18 protein-coding genes are annotated in these 16,063 nt (G+C 44.4%); 15 read left to right on the top strand and 3 right to left on the bottom strand.

What is annotated here, in order from left to right; translation table 11 throughout:
* Positions 1-57: 57 nt before the first annotated feature.
* Positions 58-630, bottom strand: a complete 573-nt coding sequence (ampD, locus tag WH214_RS05560) for a 1,6-anhydro-N-acetylmuramyl-L-alanine amidase AmpD (RefSeq protein ID WP_339422961.1) — start codon at positions 628-630, stop codon at positions 58-60.
* 184 nt (positions 631-814) lie between these two features.
* Here ampD and nadC point away from each other — a divergent pair, with 184 nt between their 5' ends.
* A complete protein-coding gene (gene nadC / locus WH214_RS05555) occupies positions 815-1,600 on the top strand; it encodes a carboxylating nicotinate-nucleotide diphosphorylase (protein ID WP_339993006.1) in 786 nt (261 codons plus the stop codon).
* A 135-nt stretch (positions 1,601-1,735) separates the two neighbouring features.
* On the opposite strand, the gene rph is transcribed toward nadC, so the two are convergent.
* Complete coding sequence (gene rph, locus WH214_RS05550) at positions 1,736-2,452, bottom strand: ribonuclease PH (RefSeq protein WP_004684198.1); 717 nt, start codon at positions 2,450-2,452, stop codon at positions 1,736-1,738.
* A gap of 161 nt (positions 2,453-2,613) precedes the next feature.
* Here rph and WH214_RS05545 point away from each other — a divergent pair, with 161 nt between their 5' ends.
* Together WH214_RS05545 and WH214_RS05540 are read left to right on the top strand one after the other, a co-directional pair.
* Positions 2,614-3,291: a TetR family transcriptional regulator gene (locus WH214_RS05545; protein ID WP_004684197.1), complete on the top strand. Its 678-nt coding sequence runs from the start codon at positions 2,614-2,616 to the stop codon at positions 3,289-3,291.
* Between the two features lie 109 nt (positions 3,292-3,400).
* Positions 3,401-5,035: an O-antigen ligase family protein gene (locus WH214_RS05540; RefSeq protein ID WP_339421925.1), complete on the top strand. Its 1,635-nt coding sequence runs from the start codon at positions 3,401-3,403 to the stop codon at positions 5,033-5,035.
* 72 nt (positions 5,036-5,107) lie between these two features.
* On the opposite strand, the gene WH214_RS05535 is transcribed toward WH214_RS05540, so the two are convergent.
* The gene (locus tag WH214_RS05535) at positions 5,108-5,725 is read right to left on the bottom strand and encodes a thiol:disulfide interchange protein DsbA/DsbL (RefSeq protein ID WP_270428592.1); all 618 of its coding nucleotides are present in this window, start codon (positions 5,723-5,725) and stop codon (positions 5,108-5,110) included.
* 180 nt (positions 5,726-5,905) lie between these two features.
* Here WH214_RS05535 and ubiG point away from each other — a divergent pair, with 180 nt between their 5' ends.
* From ubiG to ssuC, 12 genes are all read left to right on the top strand, one after another.
* Complete coding sequence (gene ubiG, locus WH214_RS05530) at positions 5,906-6,622, top strand: bifunctional 2-polyprenyl-6-hydroxyphenol methylase/3-demethylubiquinol 3-O-methyltransferase UbiG (protein ID WP_159151682.1); 717 nt, start codon at positions 5,906-5,908, stop codon at positions 6,620-6,622.
* Positions 6,619-7,314, top strand: coding sequence for an HAD family hydrolase (locus WH214_RS05525; RefSeq protein ID WP_339421926.1), 696 nt, complete (start codon positions 6,619-6,621; stop codon positions 7,312-7,314). The genes ubiG and WH214_RS05525 overlap by 4 nt, the downstream gene beginning before the upstream one ends.
* Before the next feature lie 36 nt (positions 7,315-7,350).
* Entirely contained in the window at positions 7,351-8,097 is a 747-nt protein-coding gene (locus WH214_RS05520; RefSeq protein WP_005401600.1) for a YciK family oxidoreductase, read from the top strand.
* A 153-nt stretch (positions 8,098-8,250) separates the two neighbouring features.
* Positions 8,251-8,670: a hypothetical protein gene (locus tag WH214_RS05515; RefSeq protein WP_287166126.1), complete on the top strand. Its 420-nt coding sequence runs from the start codon at positions 8,251-8,253 to the stop codon at positions 8,668-8,670.
* A gap of 150 nt (positions 8,671-8,820) precedes the next feature.
* Complete coding sequence (locus WH214_RS05510; protein WP_279679069.1) at positions 8,821-8,976, top strand: hypothetical protein; 156 nt, start codon at positions 8,821-8,823, stop codon at positions 8,974-8,976.
* A 246-nt stretch (positions 8,977-9,222) separates the two neighbouring features.
* A complete protein-coding gene (locus WH214_RS05505) occupies positions 9,223-9,606 on the top strand; it encodes an RcnB family protein (protein WP_004983820.1) in 384 nt (127 codons plus the stop codon).
* Between the two features lie 297 nt (positions 9,607-9,903).
* A complete protein-coding gene (locus WH214_RS05500) occupies positions 9,904-10,260 on the top strand; it encodes an RcnB family protein (protein ID WP_339421927.1) in 357 nt (118 codons plus the stop codon).
* A gap of 124 nt (positions 10,261-10,384) precedes the next feature.
* The gene (gene argA, locus WH214_RS05495; RefSeq protein ID WP_339421928.1) at positions 10,385-11,737 is read left to right on the top strand and encodes an amino-acid N-acetyltransferase; all 1,353 of its coding nucleotides are present in this window, start codon (positions 10,385-10,387) and stop codon (positions 11,735-11,737) included.
* Positions 11,738-12,068: 331 nt separating this feature from the next.
* The gene (locus WH214_RS05490; RefSeq protein WP_339421929.1) at positions 12,069-13,034 is read left to right on the top strand and encodes a sulfonate ABC transporter substrate-binding protein; all 966 of its coding nucleotides are present in this window, start codon (positions 12,069-12,071) and stop codon (positions 13,032-13,034) included.
* Between the two features lie 10 nt (positions 13,035-13,044).
* The gene (locus WH214_RS05485; RefSeq protein WP_339421930.1) at positions 13,045-14,040 is read left to right on the top strand and encodes an aliphatic sulfonate ABC transporter substrate-binding protein; all 996 of its coding nucleotides are present in this window, start codon (positions 13,045-13,047) and stop codon (positions 14,038-14,040) included.
* Positions 14,041-14,066: 26 nt separating this feature from the next.
* Positions 14,067-15,242, top strand: coding sequence for an FMNH2-dependent alkanesulfonate monooxygenase (gene ssuD, locus WH214_RS05480; RefSeq protein ID WP_339421931.1), 1,176 nt, complete (start codon positions 14,067-14,069; stop codon positions 15,240-15,242).
* Entirely contained in the window at positions 15,242-16,057 is an 816-nt protein-coding gene (gene ssuC / locus WH214_RS05475) for an aliphatic sulfonate ABC transporter permease SsuC (RefSeq protein ID WP_063454421.1), read from the top strand. The genes ssuD and ssuC overlap by 1 nt, the downstream gene beginning before the upstream one ends.
* Positions 16,058-16,063: the final 6 nt, after the last annotated feature.

The following is a 16,063-nucleotide window of genomic DNA, read 5'->3' as shown; positions in this document are numbered from 1 at the left end:
ATTGTAATGAAACTTCAGCGAATATTTGATTGTTTAATGTTGTTGTCGACTCTCAATTCATTGACTTTTTAACTGCTGCAAACGATTTCGATAGTCTAACCAATCAAAAAATGTACCTGGATCGGTCTTACGTCCTGGCGCAATATCGGAATGTCCTGCCAAATGCTGTTGAATTTGAGGATAGGTCTGTTGTAAGCAGGCCGTCACACGTACCAATGTTTCGTATTGGGCATCTTCAAAAGGCAAGTCATCACTGCCCTCCAGCTCAATGCCAATCGAATAATCATTGCACTCCTTTTTAGCCAGATAGCTTGAGCGTCCCGCATGCCATGCACGGTCGTTAAAATTGACAAATTGTAAGATTTCTCCACTTCTTAAAATCAGTAAATGCGCTGAGACTTGCATGCCTTGAATGGTTTGAAAATATGGATGTACTGACCAATCCAATTGATTTTGAAAAAATTGTTCAATATAGCTGCCACCAAACTGTGAGGGAGGCAAACTGATATTATGGATGACAATCAGTTGAATCTCAGTATCCACAGGACGTGCGTTAAAATTAGGCGATGGAATTTGTCTCGCTCCCAGCAGTTGCCCTGCTTGCACTTGAAACGACGGAATGACCTGCATATTTTTATTCCTCAAACCCATTGCGCCCTTTGGGCAATCTTTTTTAATGTCTCTCATGCTAAATCTTTCCCCGTCATTTCTCAAATTGCTCAGCGTTTGATTTTGAAATTTTCACGCCTTTTTCAGGAAAAATGCTAATATATTGCGCAATTTTCATGGCTTCTATAAAGATACGGACAATCGGATGAGCATATCGCAGCAACTGCTTGAACAATCTATTCAACTGAATATTCAACAGGCATTACAAGAAGACATCGGTGATGGTGACATTACGGCGCTTTTAACACCTGAAGATGAACAAGCGACTGCGACCATTATTAGCCGTGAAGACATGATTCTTGCAGGTCAACCTTGGGTCAATGCATTAATTGCAGCTTTTGATCCAAGTGTACAAATCACGTGGCTAAAAAATGATGGCGATCTGGTTCGTGCCAATGAAACCATTTTTAAACTGGCGGGTTCAGCACGCAGCTTACTTACGGTTGAACGCCCTGCACTCAACTTTGTACAAACGCTATCTGCTGTGGCCAGCAAAACTGCGGAATATGTCAAACAGCTAGATGGCTTAAACACCAAATTGCTCGACACCCGTAAAACCCTACCGGGTCTGCGTATTGCCCAGAAATATGCTGTCGCAGTCGGCGGTGGTCAAAATCATCGTTTAGGTCTATTCGATGCTTTTTTAATCAAAGAAAATCATATCATGGCAGCAGGTGGCATCGCCCAAGCCATTGCCAAAGCGCATCAAATTGCCCCAGACAAACCTGTCGAAGTCGAAGTTGAAACTTGGGCTGAATTAGACCAAGCATTGGAAGCCCAAGCCGATATCGTGATGTTAGATAACTTTAGCCAGCAACAAATGATTGATGCGGTCAAGCATGTTGCAGGACGGTGTAAATTGGAAGCGTCAGGGAATATCACCATTGCCAACTTACGCGAAGTCGCAACCACAGGCGTGGATTATATTTAGATGGGTGTATTGACCAAAGATGTCAAAGCAGTCGACCTTTCTATGCGTTTTAATACTTAATTTCAATAGTTTGCATTCAAGCGACACACAATAAAAAAACGCACTCTAGAGTGCGTTTTTTTATTGCGTTAAAACTTACCAGCCCAGTGCTTGCTGCTGTTTTTTCACCAATTCTTGAATGCCCTTTTCCGCCATTTCTAACATGGCATTGCACTGTACACGGGTAAATGGTTTATCTTCTGCCGTGCCTTGAATTTCAATAAATTCGCCAGCTTGGGTCATCACCACGTTTAAATCCGTTTGGCAGTTTGAGTCTTCTTCATAGCACAAGTCTAAAAGCACTTCGTCTTGGAAAATACCGACTGAAATTGCAGCCACTAAGCCTTTTAATGGATCTTGCTTAATTTTCTTTTTCTCAAGCAACGTATTCATCGCATCAATGAGAGCCACCGCAGCACCAGTGATCGCAGCAGTACGTGTACCGCCATCTGCCTGAATCACATCACAGTCGATGGTAATGGTGTTTTCACCGAGTTTTTTTAAATCCACCATGGCACGCAGACTACGACCAATCAAACGTTGGATTTCTTGAGTACGACCACTTTGCTTACCACGCGCAGCCTCACGGTCACTACGGGTATGCGTCGAACGTGGCAACATGCCATATTCAGCGGTTACCCAGCCCTGACCCTTGCCTTTTAAAAAGCGTGGTACTGAGTTATCAATACTTGCAGTACAAAGAACTTTGGTATGACCAAACTCAACCAATACCGAACCTTCCGCATAACGTGTGTAGTTACGAGTAATGGTGACATCACGTAATTGATCTAATGTTCGTTGGTCGATACGCATAATACGCCCTTCATCTGACTAAATAGGTTGGCGCATAGTATAGCAGAAGCAGACCTAAAGCATTTGTCTGACTGCATTGCATTTGTAATTGATCGCCTGTTTCCCTACCCATCCATATTCTTTGTTAAACTGAAGCTTAAAAGAGGCTGAGGCAATCATCTATGTCGATTCGAGAAGAACGTAAACAACAAAGCCGCCAAGCTTTGCTGAATGCTGCATTACAACTCAGCACCTCTGGACGTTCCTTTGCTCGCATTAGTCTCCGTGAAGTCACTCGCCAAGTGGGTTTAGTACCGACCGCGTTTTATCGCCACTTTAATGATTTGGATGAGCTCGGACTTGAACTGGTCGACCAAGCGGCGCTCCACATCAAAAGTATGTTAACCCAATTGGGACAAAGCTATGTTTATGGTCCACATGCCACGATTGAGCATAGTCTAGACTTATTTTTTCATGCTGTAGAGCAACATCCTGAACAGTGGATTTTCTTGATTGGAGAACGCTGGGGTGGGTCAGCCTTGATCCGTGCAGCCGTTGAGCGAGAAATTGCCTTTTTAATCGATGACTTCGCCCATGAATTAACCCGTATTGAAAGCATGCAACATATTCATGACAGCGAAGACCTCAAAGTTTTGGCCAATATTTTAATGGATGCCTCCTTTAACTGGGCCATGCGCTGGATTGGTTTGAGTCGAGATGTAGCTCTCGATAAACTCCAACAGCAGCAGGCTGCATTTAAACTGCAAACCATCGTGCAGATTCAACTCATGTTCCGCGGAATATCCAATTGGCAACGACCATCTGCTCAAACTAAACACGCCAACCCGACCTTACATTAAGACGCTCGCAGACGTAATTCTTGCTGTATTACAAAATTTTTAATGTGCTTTGCTCAAATTTGGATGCTTTTTCACTATCATAGAGCCAGTTTTTTCATCTGTAGCTCCTATGCGTTTTTTTCTTTTTTTAGCGGCGAGTGTCTGTATTGCCTTGGCATGGCTATTGCCCATTCATTATCGACCTTGGGTCACCTATACAGGTGAATTGTTTGCATTTTTATCTTTATTTGCACTCTCTGCCCTATTTTTAAAAGAAAAACTCTTGCTCCCGAAAGTGAGTCTACCGCTATTGCTGTTGAGCCTCGTACCCTTCATTCAGTACGGTTTTGGCGAGCTGTTCTTTTTCAGTAAAGCACTGATGTGTTGCTTATATATCTTTGCATTCTGGTTGAGTATGGTTTTAGGTTTTAACCTGAGCCAAAAACCATTAGAACGTGAGCAATTATTTAGTGGTCTGTGTACTATATTTTGGTCTGTCGGTCTGGTAACAGCGCTCATCGCCACTTGCCAATGGCTCAATATTGAACAGTACATTCCCGGCATGACCACTTTACAAAGCAATCGTCCTTATGCCAACTTTGCTCAGCCGAACAATATGGCGAGCTTTCTGATTCTATCCTTACTCGGCACACTGTATCTATTTGAAAAGAAAAAATTCAACTCGATTCTGCTGTGCGTCAGTGCTGCATTGATGTTATTTGCAGTGGCACTGAGCCAGTCCCGCACATCATGGGTCGCAAGCATTTGTGTACTACTGTATTTGCTCTATCAACAGTACAAAGGTGTGGTTCAACTGAAGTGGTATAGTGCCCTCGCATGGTTTGCGTTGTTCATTGCATTTACTGCGTTTATTCCACAGCTCAATCACCTGTTGGCTCAGCTGTCTAATGTCGAAGTGACCCAAACCCGTGATGCGGTTGCGCGAGCAACGGGCGATATGTCGCGTCTTGCCATTTGGCAACAGATGCTCCATGCCATTGCTGAGCGACCTTGGTTTGGCTATGGCTGGCATCAAACCAGTGTGGCTTACACCCTAATCAGTGATCAGTTCCAAGGCCCCGTTTGGGTGAAAAGTGCACACAACTTCATTCTCGACTTTATTGTGTGGAATGGATTAGTGATTGCGATTCCATTTTTTGCCTATCTCAGCTATTGGGGCTATCAACTGCAAAAGCATGCGACATCGCTCGAATCTGTGATTGGACTTCTGATGGTCGGCGCTTTACTGATTCACGGTATGCTCGAATTTCCATTGTTCTACGCTTATTTCTTGCTGCCACTCGGATTGATTCTAGGCATTATTCAATCTCAGCAAAAAGTGAAAACGTGGACTTTACCGAGCTTTGCCATGCCGATCACATTTACTGTCTGTGTGGTCTTGGTCGCACTGATTATTCGTGACTATGAGTTGATGGTACCAAAGCTGAATCAAGCTTCTCGTTATGAACACACCCCTGAAAAGTTCACCAATCAAGATCACATTTTACTGCTATCTGAGTTTAACCGCCGCATTGAATGGATTCAGTTAAATCCATACAGCAAAGTCAGCCCTGAGCAAATTCGTGACTATGAGGAAATGGTGCTGAACTACCCGATTCCCTATGATTTGACCAAATTTGCCAAACTCTTGGCCTTTAATGGCTATGAAGCCGAAGCTCGTCACCAACTTTGGCGCTTAAAAACCTTAAGAAAAATTGAGCTACGTTATGAGGATTTATTGCAGCCCGCATCAGCCGCGCAATAAACATCGTTAACCCATAAAAAAGCCTGCATCAGCAGGCTTTTTTATGGGTTAACGACTTAAAACAGATTCAGCTTATTTTGCAGCACGTTCTTTTTCAATCAAGTAATCCACGACTTGAGTAACTTTGCCATCTTCGCCTTGCACAATATATTTACCATTGACCGTCACCGCAGGTACGCCACTGAGTTGATAACGCTTAGCTAAGTCTTGTGCTTGTGCAATTTTTGAAGTGATCGCAAATGATTTATAAGTACTGTTAAATTTCGCTTCTGGAATACCAAACTGAGTATAGAACTTGGCTAAAGCAGGTTGCTCTAGAATCGGTTGATTTTGATCATGAATGGCATGAAATAACGTCAGGTGGGTCTTTTTACGTACACCTAAAGCCTCAGACACATAATAAGCTCGCGCCGCTTGTTCCCACACTGGATTCATGGCTGCTGGCGTACGCACAAAACGCACATCTTTCGGTAGTTTTTTCAACCAAGTCTGCATATGCGGTTCAAGTTTAAAACAGTGACCGCAGCCATACCAAAAGAATTCGCGGACTTCAATTTTTCCTGGCACTTCCACCTGTACAGGTGTTGGTACGACGATATAGTCCTGACCTGCCACAAAATTTGCAGCCAATGCGCTACCAGAAATAGCGAAAACAGCGGTTGCTAATCCACTCAAAAGGAGTTTTTTCATTGAACTTATTGTCCTCAAAATCATTATGATAAGTTTATGCAAATACTATAAATCAAATATGCCAAATTCGTTTTCATTCTGTGAACTTTTTTCAGGCTTTTATCGCTTTTTCTAGAATAAACGCTACACTAAGCCCTATTGAACGTTTTAAATATCATGACTTAAATTGAGGTGCCGACGATGTCGCAACTGAATGTTGATCCACAAGAAATTGCCAAATTTGAAGCATTTGCTGCCATATGGTGGGATCAGCACTCGGAGTTCCGCCCTTTACATATGATCAACCCACTGCGCTTAAACTGGATTGATGAACATGCAGGTGGACTCAGTGGGAAAAAAGTCCTTGATGTCGGCTGTGGTGGCGGAATTTTAGCTGAAAGTATGGCACGTCGTGGTGCAAATGTGCTCGGTATTGATATGGGCGAAGCCCCTCTAAATGTGGCACGTTTACATGCAGAACAAGAAGGTGTTGAGCATATCGAATATCGCCAAATTCCAGTTGAGCAGCTCGCAGAAGAACAAGCGGGACAATACGATATTGTGACTTGTATGGAAATGTTGGAACACGTACCCAATCCAGCCTCAATCATTGAAGCCTGCCATAAACTGGTGAAACCAGGCGGTCATGTATTCTTCTCTACCATTAACCGTAATCCCAAAGCCTACCTGTTTGCCATTATTGGTGCTGAATATGTACTGCGCATGTTAGCCAAAGGGACCCACGATTATCAAAAATTCATTAAGCCATCAGAACTGGCACATGATATTCGCGGCGCAGGGCTCAAACTGAAAGACATGACGGGTTTACATTACAACCCCTTGACCAAACGCTATTGGTTAGCGCCGAATGTCGATGTCAATTACATGGTCTATACCGTCAAAGAAGGTGCTGCATGAAAGCCGTCTTATTCGACCTTGATGGCACACTGATCGACACTGCCGCCGACTTTGTTCGCATTATCCAAGACATGTGCCGTGAAAAAGGCGTCGCTGTGGTCGATGCAGACCTGATCCGTAGCCAAGTCTCTGAAGGTGCACGGGCGATGGTGAAATTGGTTTATCCAGAGCTTACCGTCGAAGACCCGATTTTTCTGGCACATCGTCAGCGTTTTTTAGACACCTACGGTGCCGATATCGCAGTAGATACTGACCTGTTTTCGGGCATGTATCCGCTTATTGAAAAACTTGAAAGCCAAGAGATTCCTTGGGGCATCGTCACCAATAAACCGCGTTGGCTCAGTGAAGCATTATTAGACGCGCTGAATTTGACAGAGCGCTGTGCGGTTTTGGTCTGCCCAGAGGATGTCTCGCAGACCAAGCCTGATCCTGAACCGATGTATTTGGCTGCCAAGCACATCGCGATTGCGCCTAAAGACTGTATCTATGTCGGCGATCATCCACGTGATATCGATGCGGGTCGTAACGCGCAGATGTATACCATTTTGGCGGCTTATGGTTATTTACCATTCGCGCACAAAGATGACTTAACAGCGTGGCAAGCAGATTGTATAGTGAAGACTGTGGCTGAATTGGACGATGTTATTCAGTCTCTTGTGAGTCAAACTATACCGTCCAATTCACTGACTTGATCACAATTAAAAAATCAAAATAACGAGGAGGTAATGATGAAATATTCAGAATATCAACCTCGCCCCGATCTGCTCAAGGATCGCATCATCTTAATTACAGGTGCGGGCGATGGTATTGGTCGTGCTGCTGCATTAAGTTATGCCCTACACGGCGCAACTGTAGTGCTGCATGGGCGTACCTTAAATAAGCTCGAAGTCATTTATGATGAAATTGAAGGCTTAGGTGCGCCGCAACCTGCAATTTTACCCTTGCAGCTGTCGAGCGCCTCTCCTCGTGATTATGAATTACTGGTCGACACCTTAGAACGCCAATTTGGGCGCCTAGATGGCATTTTGCATAATGCGGGCATTTTGGGTGAGCGCACCGAACTGGAAAATTATCCTGTCGATGTCTGGGATGATGTCATGGCCGTCAACTTGCGTGCGCCATTCGTTATGACTCAAGAGTTAATGCCGCTCCTGAAAAAATCTGAGCATGCCTCCGTGGTTTTTGCCAGCTCAGGTGTCGGACGTGAAACGCGTGAACGTTGGGGCGCATATTCCGTGTCTAAGATCGCGATTGAAGCGGTCAGCCAACTATTTGCCAAAGAAAATACCTCACCGAATATCCGCTTTAACTGTATCAATCCAGGGGCTACGCGCACTGCAATGCGTGCCAAAGCCTATCCCGATGAAGATCCAAAAACACTACCAACACCTGAAAATATCATGCCTGCCTATCTGTACCTGATGGGCGATGATAGTTTACATATGAATGGTCAAAGTATTGATGCACAAGACTAAAATCATTCACTCAAAAGGAAGCTTCGGCTTCCTTTTTTTATACAATCAAACAGAGGCTTAGTCATCTGAAACATAATCTCAAGTTCAGAAAAGGTTGTCTTTTTTCAATTTTTGCGGATACTGATGTCCAACTCCATTTTTGAAGCATATGCCATGACGGACTTGAGCAACATCACTGTACAACCCACTGAAGATGGTATGGTTAGCCTGTTGATTGACCAACAGCCGATTTCAGAAAAATATGGGATGAAGTTTGAAGCCAGTATTGTAGAGGAACTTCAAGCGCTGGAAAATGGCGCCACCCTGAAACTTTTCGACCAGTTTGTTTTTGCCCATACCGACTTGAACTTTGAACATAGCTATCACTACGTCACGGTCATTGCCAAGAATGATGAACAATACAAAGCCAAGAAAAGTTTTGTTTATCGCATCAAAATTGAAGGGCAGCCCGACATTGAGCATGCCATCAGTAAAAATGGTGAACCGATGACCGCAGCCGATGTCCGTGAATTTATTCAAACGCATGTGCAGAAGTCATTGAGTGATTATACCGACCTCAACTACGCCTATTAAGCCGAATCAGCCAAGTTGAAAACTCAGCTTGGCTAGCTCGATATTTTAAATCGTATTTTTAAATTACTTTAATAAAAATATTCGGTTTTTCAGCTTAAGATTTCCTATTTATCATTCTGATTGATCAAGAATTGAAAATAAGGATGCAGCATGGCTGATTTACAACGTAAACATGACACCATTCGTGATATCCATCATTTACAACTCCCCGAAAGCCTGATTGGTGCTTTGGAAGATGCCAGCCAAGCTGAAGCAGTGGTTCATTCAATCCGTTCATTGCAACATCTGGCGCAGCAATGGAATTAAATAATGCACTATACATTCTTTGACAAAGGGGGATCTGTGTCGCCAAAATGAGTCAAAAATCAGAAGATACAAACTGTTTGCTTTGGACTTTGGCGCAATTGATGATTTAATTCAGGCTTAGAATTGGGCATAATCTTCTTAATATCTCTGCATTTGTTAATAAATACCCAATTCATCTTCACAGTTTCTCTGCATTTTTTTCGTACATTATAGGAAAGAATGAAATTACCTTAATGAGGATTCAACATGAAAAAGATTTTGACAGTATTGGCAATCTCTTTCAGTGCTTTGATGGCAAGCAGTCTCAGTACTGCTGCCCCTCAGTTTGACCACGATCATCCACGCTATGGCAATGAGCCACGCGGACGTGACTTTCGCGATTCAGATGATGACGATCAGCAAGATCGTCGACGTATGCGCGAAGAGCGCGGTGTCAAACGTTTACAACAGCATAAATGGCAACAAGGTTATGTCATGCCACAGCATTACCGTGGTAACGGCTATAAAGTCGAATATAAAGACCATAATCTTCCAAAGCCAAACCGAAATCAACAGTGGTACAAAATTAATAATGACTACATCTTGGTCGACGCAGACAGCAACAATATTCTGCGGATTATGGGACTTTAATCTACGCTTCATCTTGTACAAAGCAGCGACATTATTGAAACCTGAATCAACACCCTTTCACCCGCTTTAGCGCGACTGCACACTCCTCTCAAGAGACCACCAGTCAGGCACAGTATGGAAGGCATTGTTTCAGGTTTTTTATGTGCCAAAGCTTTTGTTTGCAAGCATTGCAGAAAAACAACAATCTCCTCAGTCTCTTCATACATTTCACAATTCACCTAAATAGCCCTCACGCTTTCTCTAGAGTTATTCGCTAATTTTGAATGATCGAAACAAGATAAATACTGGACGAAAGCAATGAAAAAAATTCTGACTGCAATCACACTCTCTTTAGGCACGCTCATGGCTACATCTGCAATGGCAGCACCGCAGTACTATGACCGCTCGCATGATCATGACTCGCGTTGGGATCATCGCGATGACCGCCGTTGGGACAATGACAACCGCTACCAAAACAAACGTGCTAACCCAAGCCGTGACTGGCGCTCAGGTCAAACTTTGCCACGCGGCTATGACTCATCACGTTACCATGTCAGTGACCGAGAAGCACGTCGCCTACCCAACACTGGGCGCTACCAACAGTGGTATAAGGTCAATGGTGACTATGTTTTAGTCAATGAACGTAATAACCGTATTCTGCGTATTATCGGTTAATTCTGGCTGGTGTCGCAAAACCGATAGAACACCTGAACATTGCTTCAGGTGTTTTTCTATTTAAGACTTCCTCTTCTGCATTTTTTGATTAAAATCATGCTAAGCAGTTCATTTTGAGATAGGCATGCAAACGAATTCCATCGAAACACATCACAGTACAACTTTGCAGTATGTGCATTGGTTTCGACATTCTGCGCCTTATATCAATGCTCATCGTAATAAAACCTTTGTGATTATGTTCGATGGTGAAGCCGTTCAGCATGATAACTTTCAACATATTATTCACGACATTGCCCTACTGCATTCACTCGGGATTCGCCTGATCTTGGTGCATGGTGCACGTCCGCAAATCAACTACAACTTAAAACAAAGCCAACTACAAACGCCATTTCATCAGTATCGTCGCGTCACCACCCGAGAATCTTTGGGCTGTGTGATGAATGCGGTAGGCTCGATTCGTTTGCAAATTGAAGCCTTACTGTCGATGGGACTGGCCAACTCGCCGATGTATGGCGCACGCATTGATGTGGTTTCAGGGAATTTTGTCACAGCCAAGCCCTATGGCATTCGCGGTGGGGTCGATTTTCAGTTAACTGGCGAAGTCCGTACGGTCGATACCGATGCCATTCAACGCCATTTGGATAATCACAATATTGTGCTGCTCGGGCCAACTGGCTATTCCACCACAGGCGAAGTATTCAATCTGCTGGCAGAAGAAGTGGCGACCCGCACAGCGATTCATCTTAAAGCGGACAAACTGATTTTCTTGGGCAAACAGCATGGTCTGCTCAATGAACATGGTCAGTTACAACGCGAAATTTCTCCCCACAAGCTCGATGCACAAATTGAAAAATACCAAGATTCGAATCCAGACATTGCGGTACATTTACGCGGTGCCAAAAAAGCCTCGACGCACGGCGTACATCGCGTCCATCTGATTTCCTATGCTTATGATGGTGCCTTGGTTGAGGAGCTCTTCACGCGTGATGGTTCGGGCACTATGATTACCGATGCCCATTATGAAGAAGTCCGTATGGCCAACATTCAAGATGTCGGCGGGCTGATTAACCTATTACGCCCACTTGAAGAAGAAGGCATTTTGGTTTATCGCTCACGTGAACGTCTCGAAAATGAAATTGGGCAATTTGCGGTGATTGAACGTGATGGCATGATCTTGGCCTGTGCTGCCCTATACCCACTGCCAGCGGCAGAGGGTGAAATCCGCAGTGCCGAAATTGCCTGTGTCGCAGTCGATCCTGGCTATCGCAAATCTAATCGCGGCAGCCAAATTTTGCATTATCTCGAAGGTAAAGCCCGCAGTATGGGCATTCAACAGTTGTTTGTACTGACCACACGTACTGCACATTGGTTCTTAGAACATGGCTTTGAAACAGCCAATGTCGATGAACTTCCCAATGCACGCCAAGCCTTATACAACTATCAGCGCAACTCACTCGTCTTTAAAAAGCCACTTTAAGTGGCTTTTGCAGGATTATGGATATCTTTATTTTTCATATCTTTATCTAGAAAACACCGCAAAAATCGCTCAAATCTATATTGCGTGAAACACTAAGCTTATTCCAAAAATAAAAATACACTTTAAATAATAAATATCAATCAGTTAATCTCAATAAATTTTATATTTTATGTTTTTTATATTGCTGTTTTTTACATAAGTTTTGCACTTTTGTTTTTATCTTTTTTTTTCATGTCTAAAGCCCGATTTCTTATTTTTTCTGAAAAGAAATGCCCATTAGCGTATGTGTTCACCAACTCACTCACCTTATTTATTTGGAGTTATGAAACACATGAGCACTTCTCGAGCACAGTTCTGGATCAAAACAAGCGTTCTTTCTGCAGCAGTCGTGGGTGCCATGATGTTATCTGGATGTGGGAAAAAAGAAGCTGAAACCGTCACACTCAATATTGGCTTTCAAAAATATGGCATTTTGCCCATCGTCAAAGAGCGTGGCGCTTTAGAAACGGTGCTTAAAGCACAAAATGTCCAAGTGAAATGGGTCGAGTTTCCTGCAGGTCCACAACTCCTCGAAGGCTTAAATGTCGGCAGTGTAGTCTTTGGTGAATCAGGTGAAGCCCCTCCGATTTTCGCACAAGCTGCAAATTCGAACTTGGTTTATATTGCCAACCAACCTGCTGCACCTAAAGCAGAAGCACTGATCGTACAAAAAGACTCAAAGATTCGAAGCATTCAAGATTTAAAAGGCAAACGGATTGCACTCAACAAAGGTTCAAATGTGCATTACCTGCTACTCAAAGTGTTAGAAGCGAATAACCTGAAACTTTCTGATATTGAAGCGGTGTATCTTCCACCATCGGATGCACGTGCCGCATTTGAACGTGGTGCAGTCGATGCATGGGTCATTTGGGATCCCTTCTTTGCTGCCGCTGAACACCAAATCTCAGCACGTGTGATTGCTACGGGAGAAAACTTAGTCAGTAATCATCAGTTCTATTTGGCCGATCGTAAGTTTGCCGAAGCGCATCCAGAAATCTTAAAAACGGTCGTCAATGAACTCAATACCACCACACAATGGGTCGAACAAAATCAACAACAAGCAGCCAAATTGTTAGAAAAACCGACAGGCTTGTCTTTAGACATTTTACAAAGCTCGATTGGCCGTATGGGCTTTGGCGTTCAACCCATTTCAGCCGAAGTCGCAAAAAAACAGCAGTACGTTGCGGATGCTTTCTATCAACAAAAACTGATTCCAAACCAGCTGAATATTGACGCTGCCATTATTAAACAAAAATAACGAGATCATTATGAAAACACTTAAAACAGTTTCCAGTATTGGTATCGTCACCTTGAGTCTGGGACTCGGGGCATGCCAAAAGCAAGACACGGCAGCAACAAATACGCCAGAAAAGCAGACAGCAGCTCCAGTTAAAACCCTGTCGATTGGCTACCAAAAGTCGTCTTTGAACCTGTTGGTCGCACGTGAGCAAAAATTATTTGAGCAGCAATTTCCTCAAGCCAAAATTGAATGGAAAGAGTTCCCTGCTGGCCCACAAATGCTAGAAGCCTTGGCCGTCGGTGCAGTTGATTTTGGCTCTGTGGGCAATACCCCACCGATCTTTGCTCAAGCTGCTGACAAAGAACTCAGTTATGTCGGCTATGAGCAAGTTCCAGCCAATGCTCAAGCGCTGTTGATTGCTAAAAATAGTACCATTGATTCAATTCAAGACCTAAAAGGTAAGCGGATTGCGGTACAACGCGGCTCAAGCGCACATGAGTTACTGGCGAAAGTCTTACAAAAAGCAGGGCTCATTTGGCAGGACATTCAACCGATTTGGCTGCCGCCTGCGGATGCACGTGCCGCGTTTGATAAACAATCCATCGATGCATGGGCCATTTGGGAACCCTACCTCAGTGCAGCAGAGCAAGATGCACAGGCCAAAGTCTTAATTGATGGCACAGCTTTTCCACAAACCTATTCTTTTTATATTGGTAACCCCAAGTTCATTCAGACCTATCCTGAGGCCACCGCTCAGTTCATTCACGGGCTAAATTTGGCCGATCAATGGGTGCTAAAAAACCAAACGCAGGCACTTTCGGTCTATACCCAAAGTACGGGTTTACAGCCCTCTATTGCCCAACGCGTCATCGACAAACGTCTGAAGCCTTCACCAATTCAAACCCTGACGCCTGAAGTGGTGCAAGCACAACAACAAATTGCGGATTTGTTCCAACAAGTCCAGCTCATTCCGAAACACATTCAAGTTCAAAGTACCGTTTGGGTTGCACCGAGCAAACCTTAAACGACTCTATCTAAGGATTTTTTAAAATGAAAATTTTCTGGTTTATCCCAACTCACGGTGACAGTCGCTACTTAGGTACCAGCAAAGGTGCTCGTCAAGTGGACCATGCCTATATGAAACAGATTGCGGTTGCCGTGGATAATTTGGGCTATGAAGGTGTGCTGATTCCAACAGGTCGTTCATGTGAAGACCCATGGTTGACCGCAGCCAGCCTGATTGATGCCACAAAAAAATTAAAATTCCTAGTTGCACTGCGTCCAGGCGTGACCACTCCGGCACTGGCTGCACGGATGGCAGCCACCTTTGACCGTCTCTCCAATGGTCGGGTTTTATTGAACTTGGTGACAGGTGGCGATGAAAAAGAACTGCAAGGCGATGGCGTTTATGAAGACCACTCCACTCGCTATAAAACTGCCAATGAATACGTCAAAATTTGGCGTGAGATTTTAACCCGCTCCCATACAGGTGAAAGCTTTACCTTTCACGGCGAACGTCTAAAGGTAGATGATGCCAAACTACTATATCCACCTGTGCAACAACCCTACCCTCCACTTTGGTTTGGCGGCTCATCGGATGATGCCATCGAGTTAGCCACTGATCAGGTCGATACTTATCTCACATGGGGCGAACCCCCTGCTGCTGTTAAAGACAAAATTGACACTGTCCGAGCCAAAGCCGAAGCCAAAGGCCGTACGCTCAACTATGGTATTCGTCTGCATGTGATTGTGCGTGAAACCAATGAACAAGCATGGCAAGCGGCGGAAGAGCTCATTCAATATGTCGATGATGCTACCATTGCTGCAGCACAAGCCAAATTTAAGAGCATGGACTCGGTCGGTCAACGTCGCATGGCTGAACTACACAATGGTGACCGCAGCAAACTTGAAGTGTCCCCAAACCTTTGGGCAGGCGTAGGTCTGGTTCGTGGGGGTGCAGGTACGGCATTGGTCGGTGACCCTGAAACGGTTGCAGCCCGTATTCAAGAATATGCCGACTTGGGCATCAACACCTTTATTTTCTCAGGCTATCCACATCTTGAAGAGTCGATTCGTTTTGCCGAGTTGGTGTTTCCACTCCTGCCGCTCGAAACTCAAGCAAAGTTAGCACAACCAAATTTAACAGGCCCCTTTGGTGAGATTGTGGCAAACAACTACACACCCGATGAAAACAAAAAAAACAAAGTGATTCAGGAGCCTGCCTAATGTCCAAAATCGTTTCAGTGCAAACCCTCCAGCAGGAAAAGGTTTCACGTGGAACTCAGTTGGGGCAGCTATTGCTGCCTTGGCTCTTTCCTATCGGCTTGATTGTGCTTTGGCAAATTGCCTCCAGCACAGGACTTTTAGAAAGTCGGATTTTACCTGCACCAACGGCAGTAGTTACTGCTTTTTGGCACCTGCTACTGAGTGGGGAACTATGGAAGCATGTGCAAGTTAGTGCAGGCCGTGCCTTACTCGGCCTATTGGTGGGTGGGGGTTTAGGGCTATTTCTGGGTTTGTTAAATGGTTCATCGAAAACGGCGTCAACCCTGCTCGACACCACCCTACAGATGATCCGAAACATTCCCGCACTGGCACTTATTCCGTTGGTGATCTTATGGTTCGGGATTGATGAAACCGCCAAGCTGTTCTTGGTTGCAGTTGGGGTCTTTTTCCCCATTTACATCAACACCTATCACGGCATACGTTCGGTCGATCCACAACTGATTGAAATGGGGAAAAGCTATGGCTTGACCCGTTGGCAACTGTATAAAGAAATTATTCTACCGGGTGCGATGCCCTCTATTTTGGTCGGGCTGCGCTTTTCACTGGGTTTGGTGTGGGTCCTGCTGATCGTTGCCGAAACCATTTCAGCACAGGCAGGCATCGGCTATATGACCATGAATGCGCGTGAATTTTTACAGACCGACATCGTCTTGGTAGGGATTTTACTGTATGCCCTACTTGGAAAATTGGCTGATGTACTGGCCGTCACATTAGAAAAATACCTGCTGCGTTGGCACGCAGGATACCAAAAATAAGGAGTT

Origin of the sequence: Acinetobacter sp. MYb191 (genome assembly GCF_037572605.1) — a bacterium.
GTDB classification, from domain to species: Bacteria; Pseudomonadota; Gammaproteobacteria; order Pseudomonadales; family Moraxellaceae; genus Acinetobacter; species Acinetobacter johnsonii.
The sequence above is the reverse complement of the archived record's forward strand: the minus strand, read 5'-3'. Positions and strand labels throughout refer to the sequence as shown.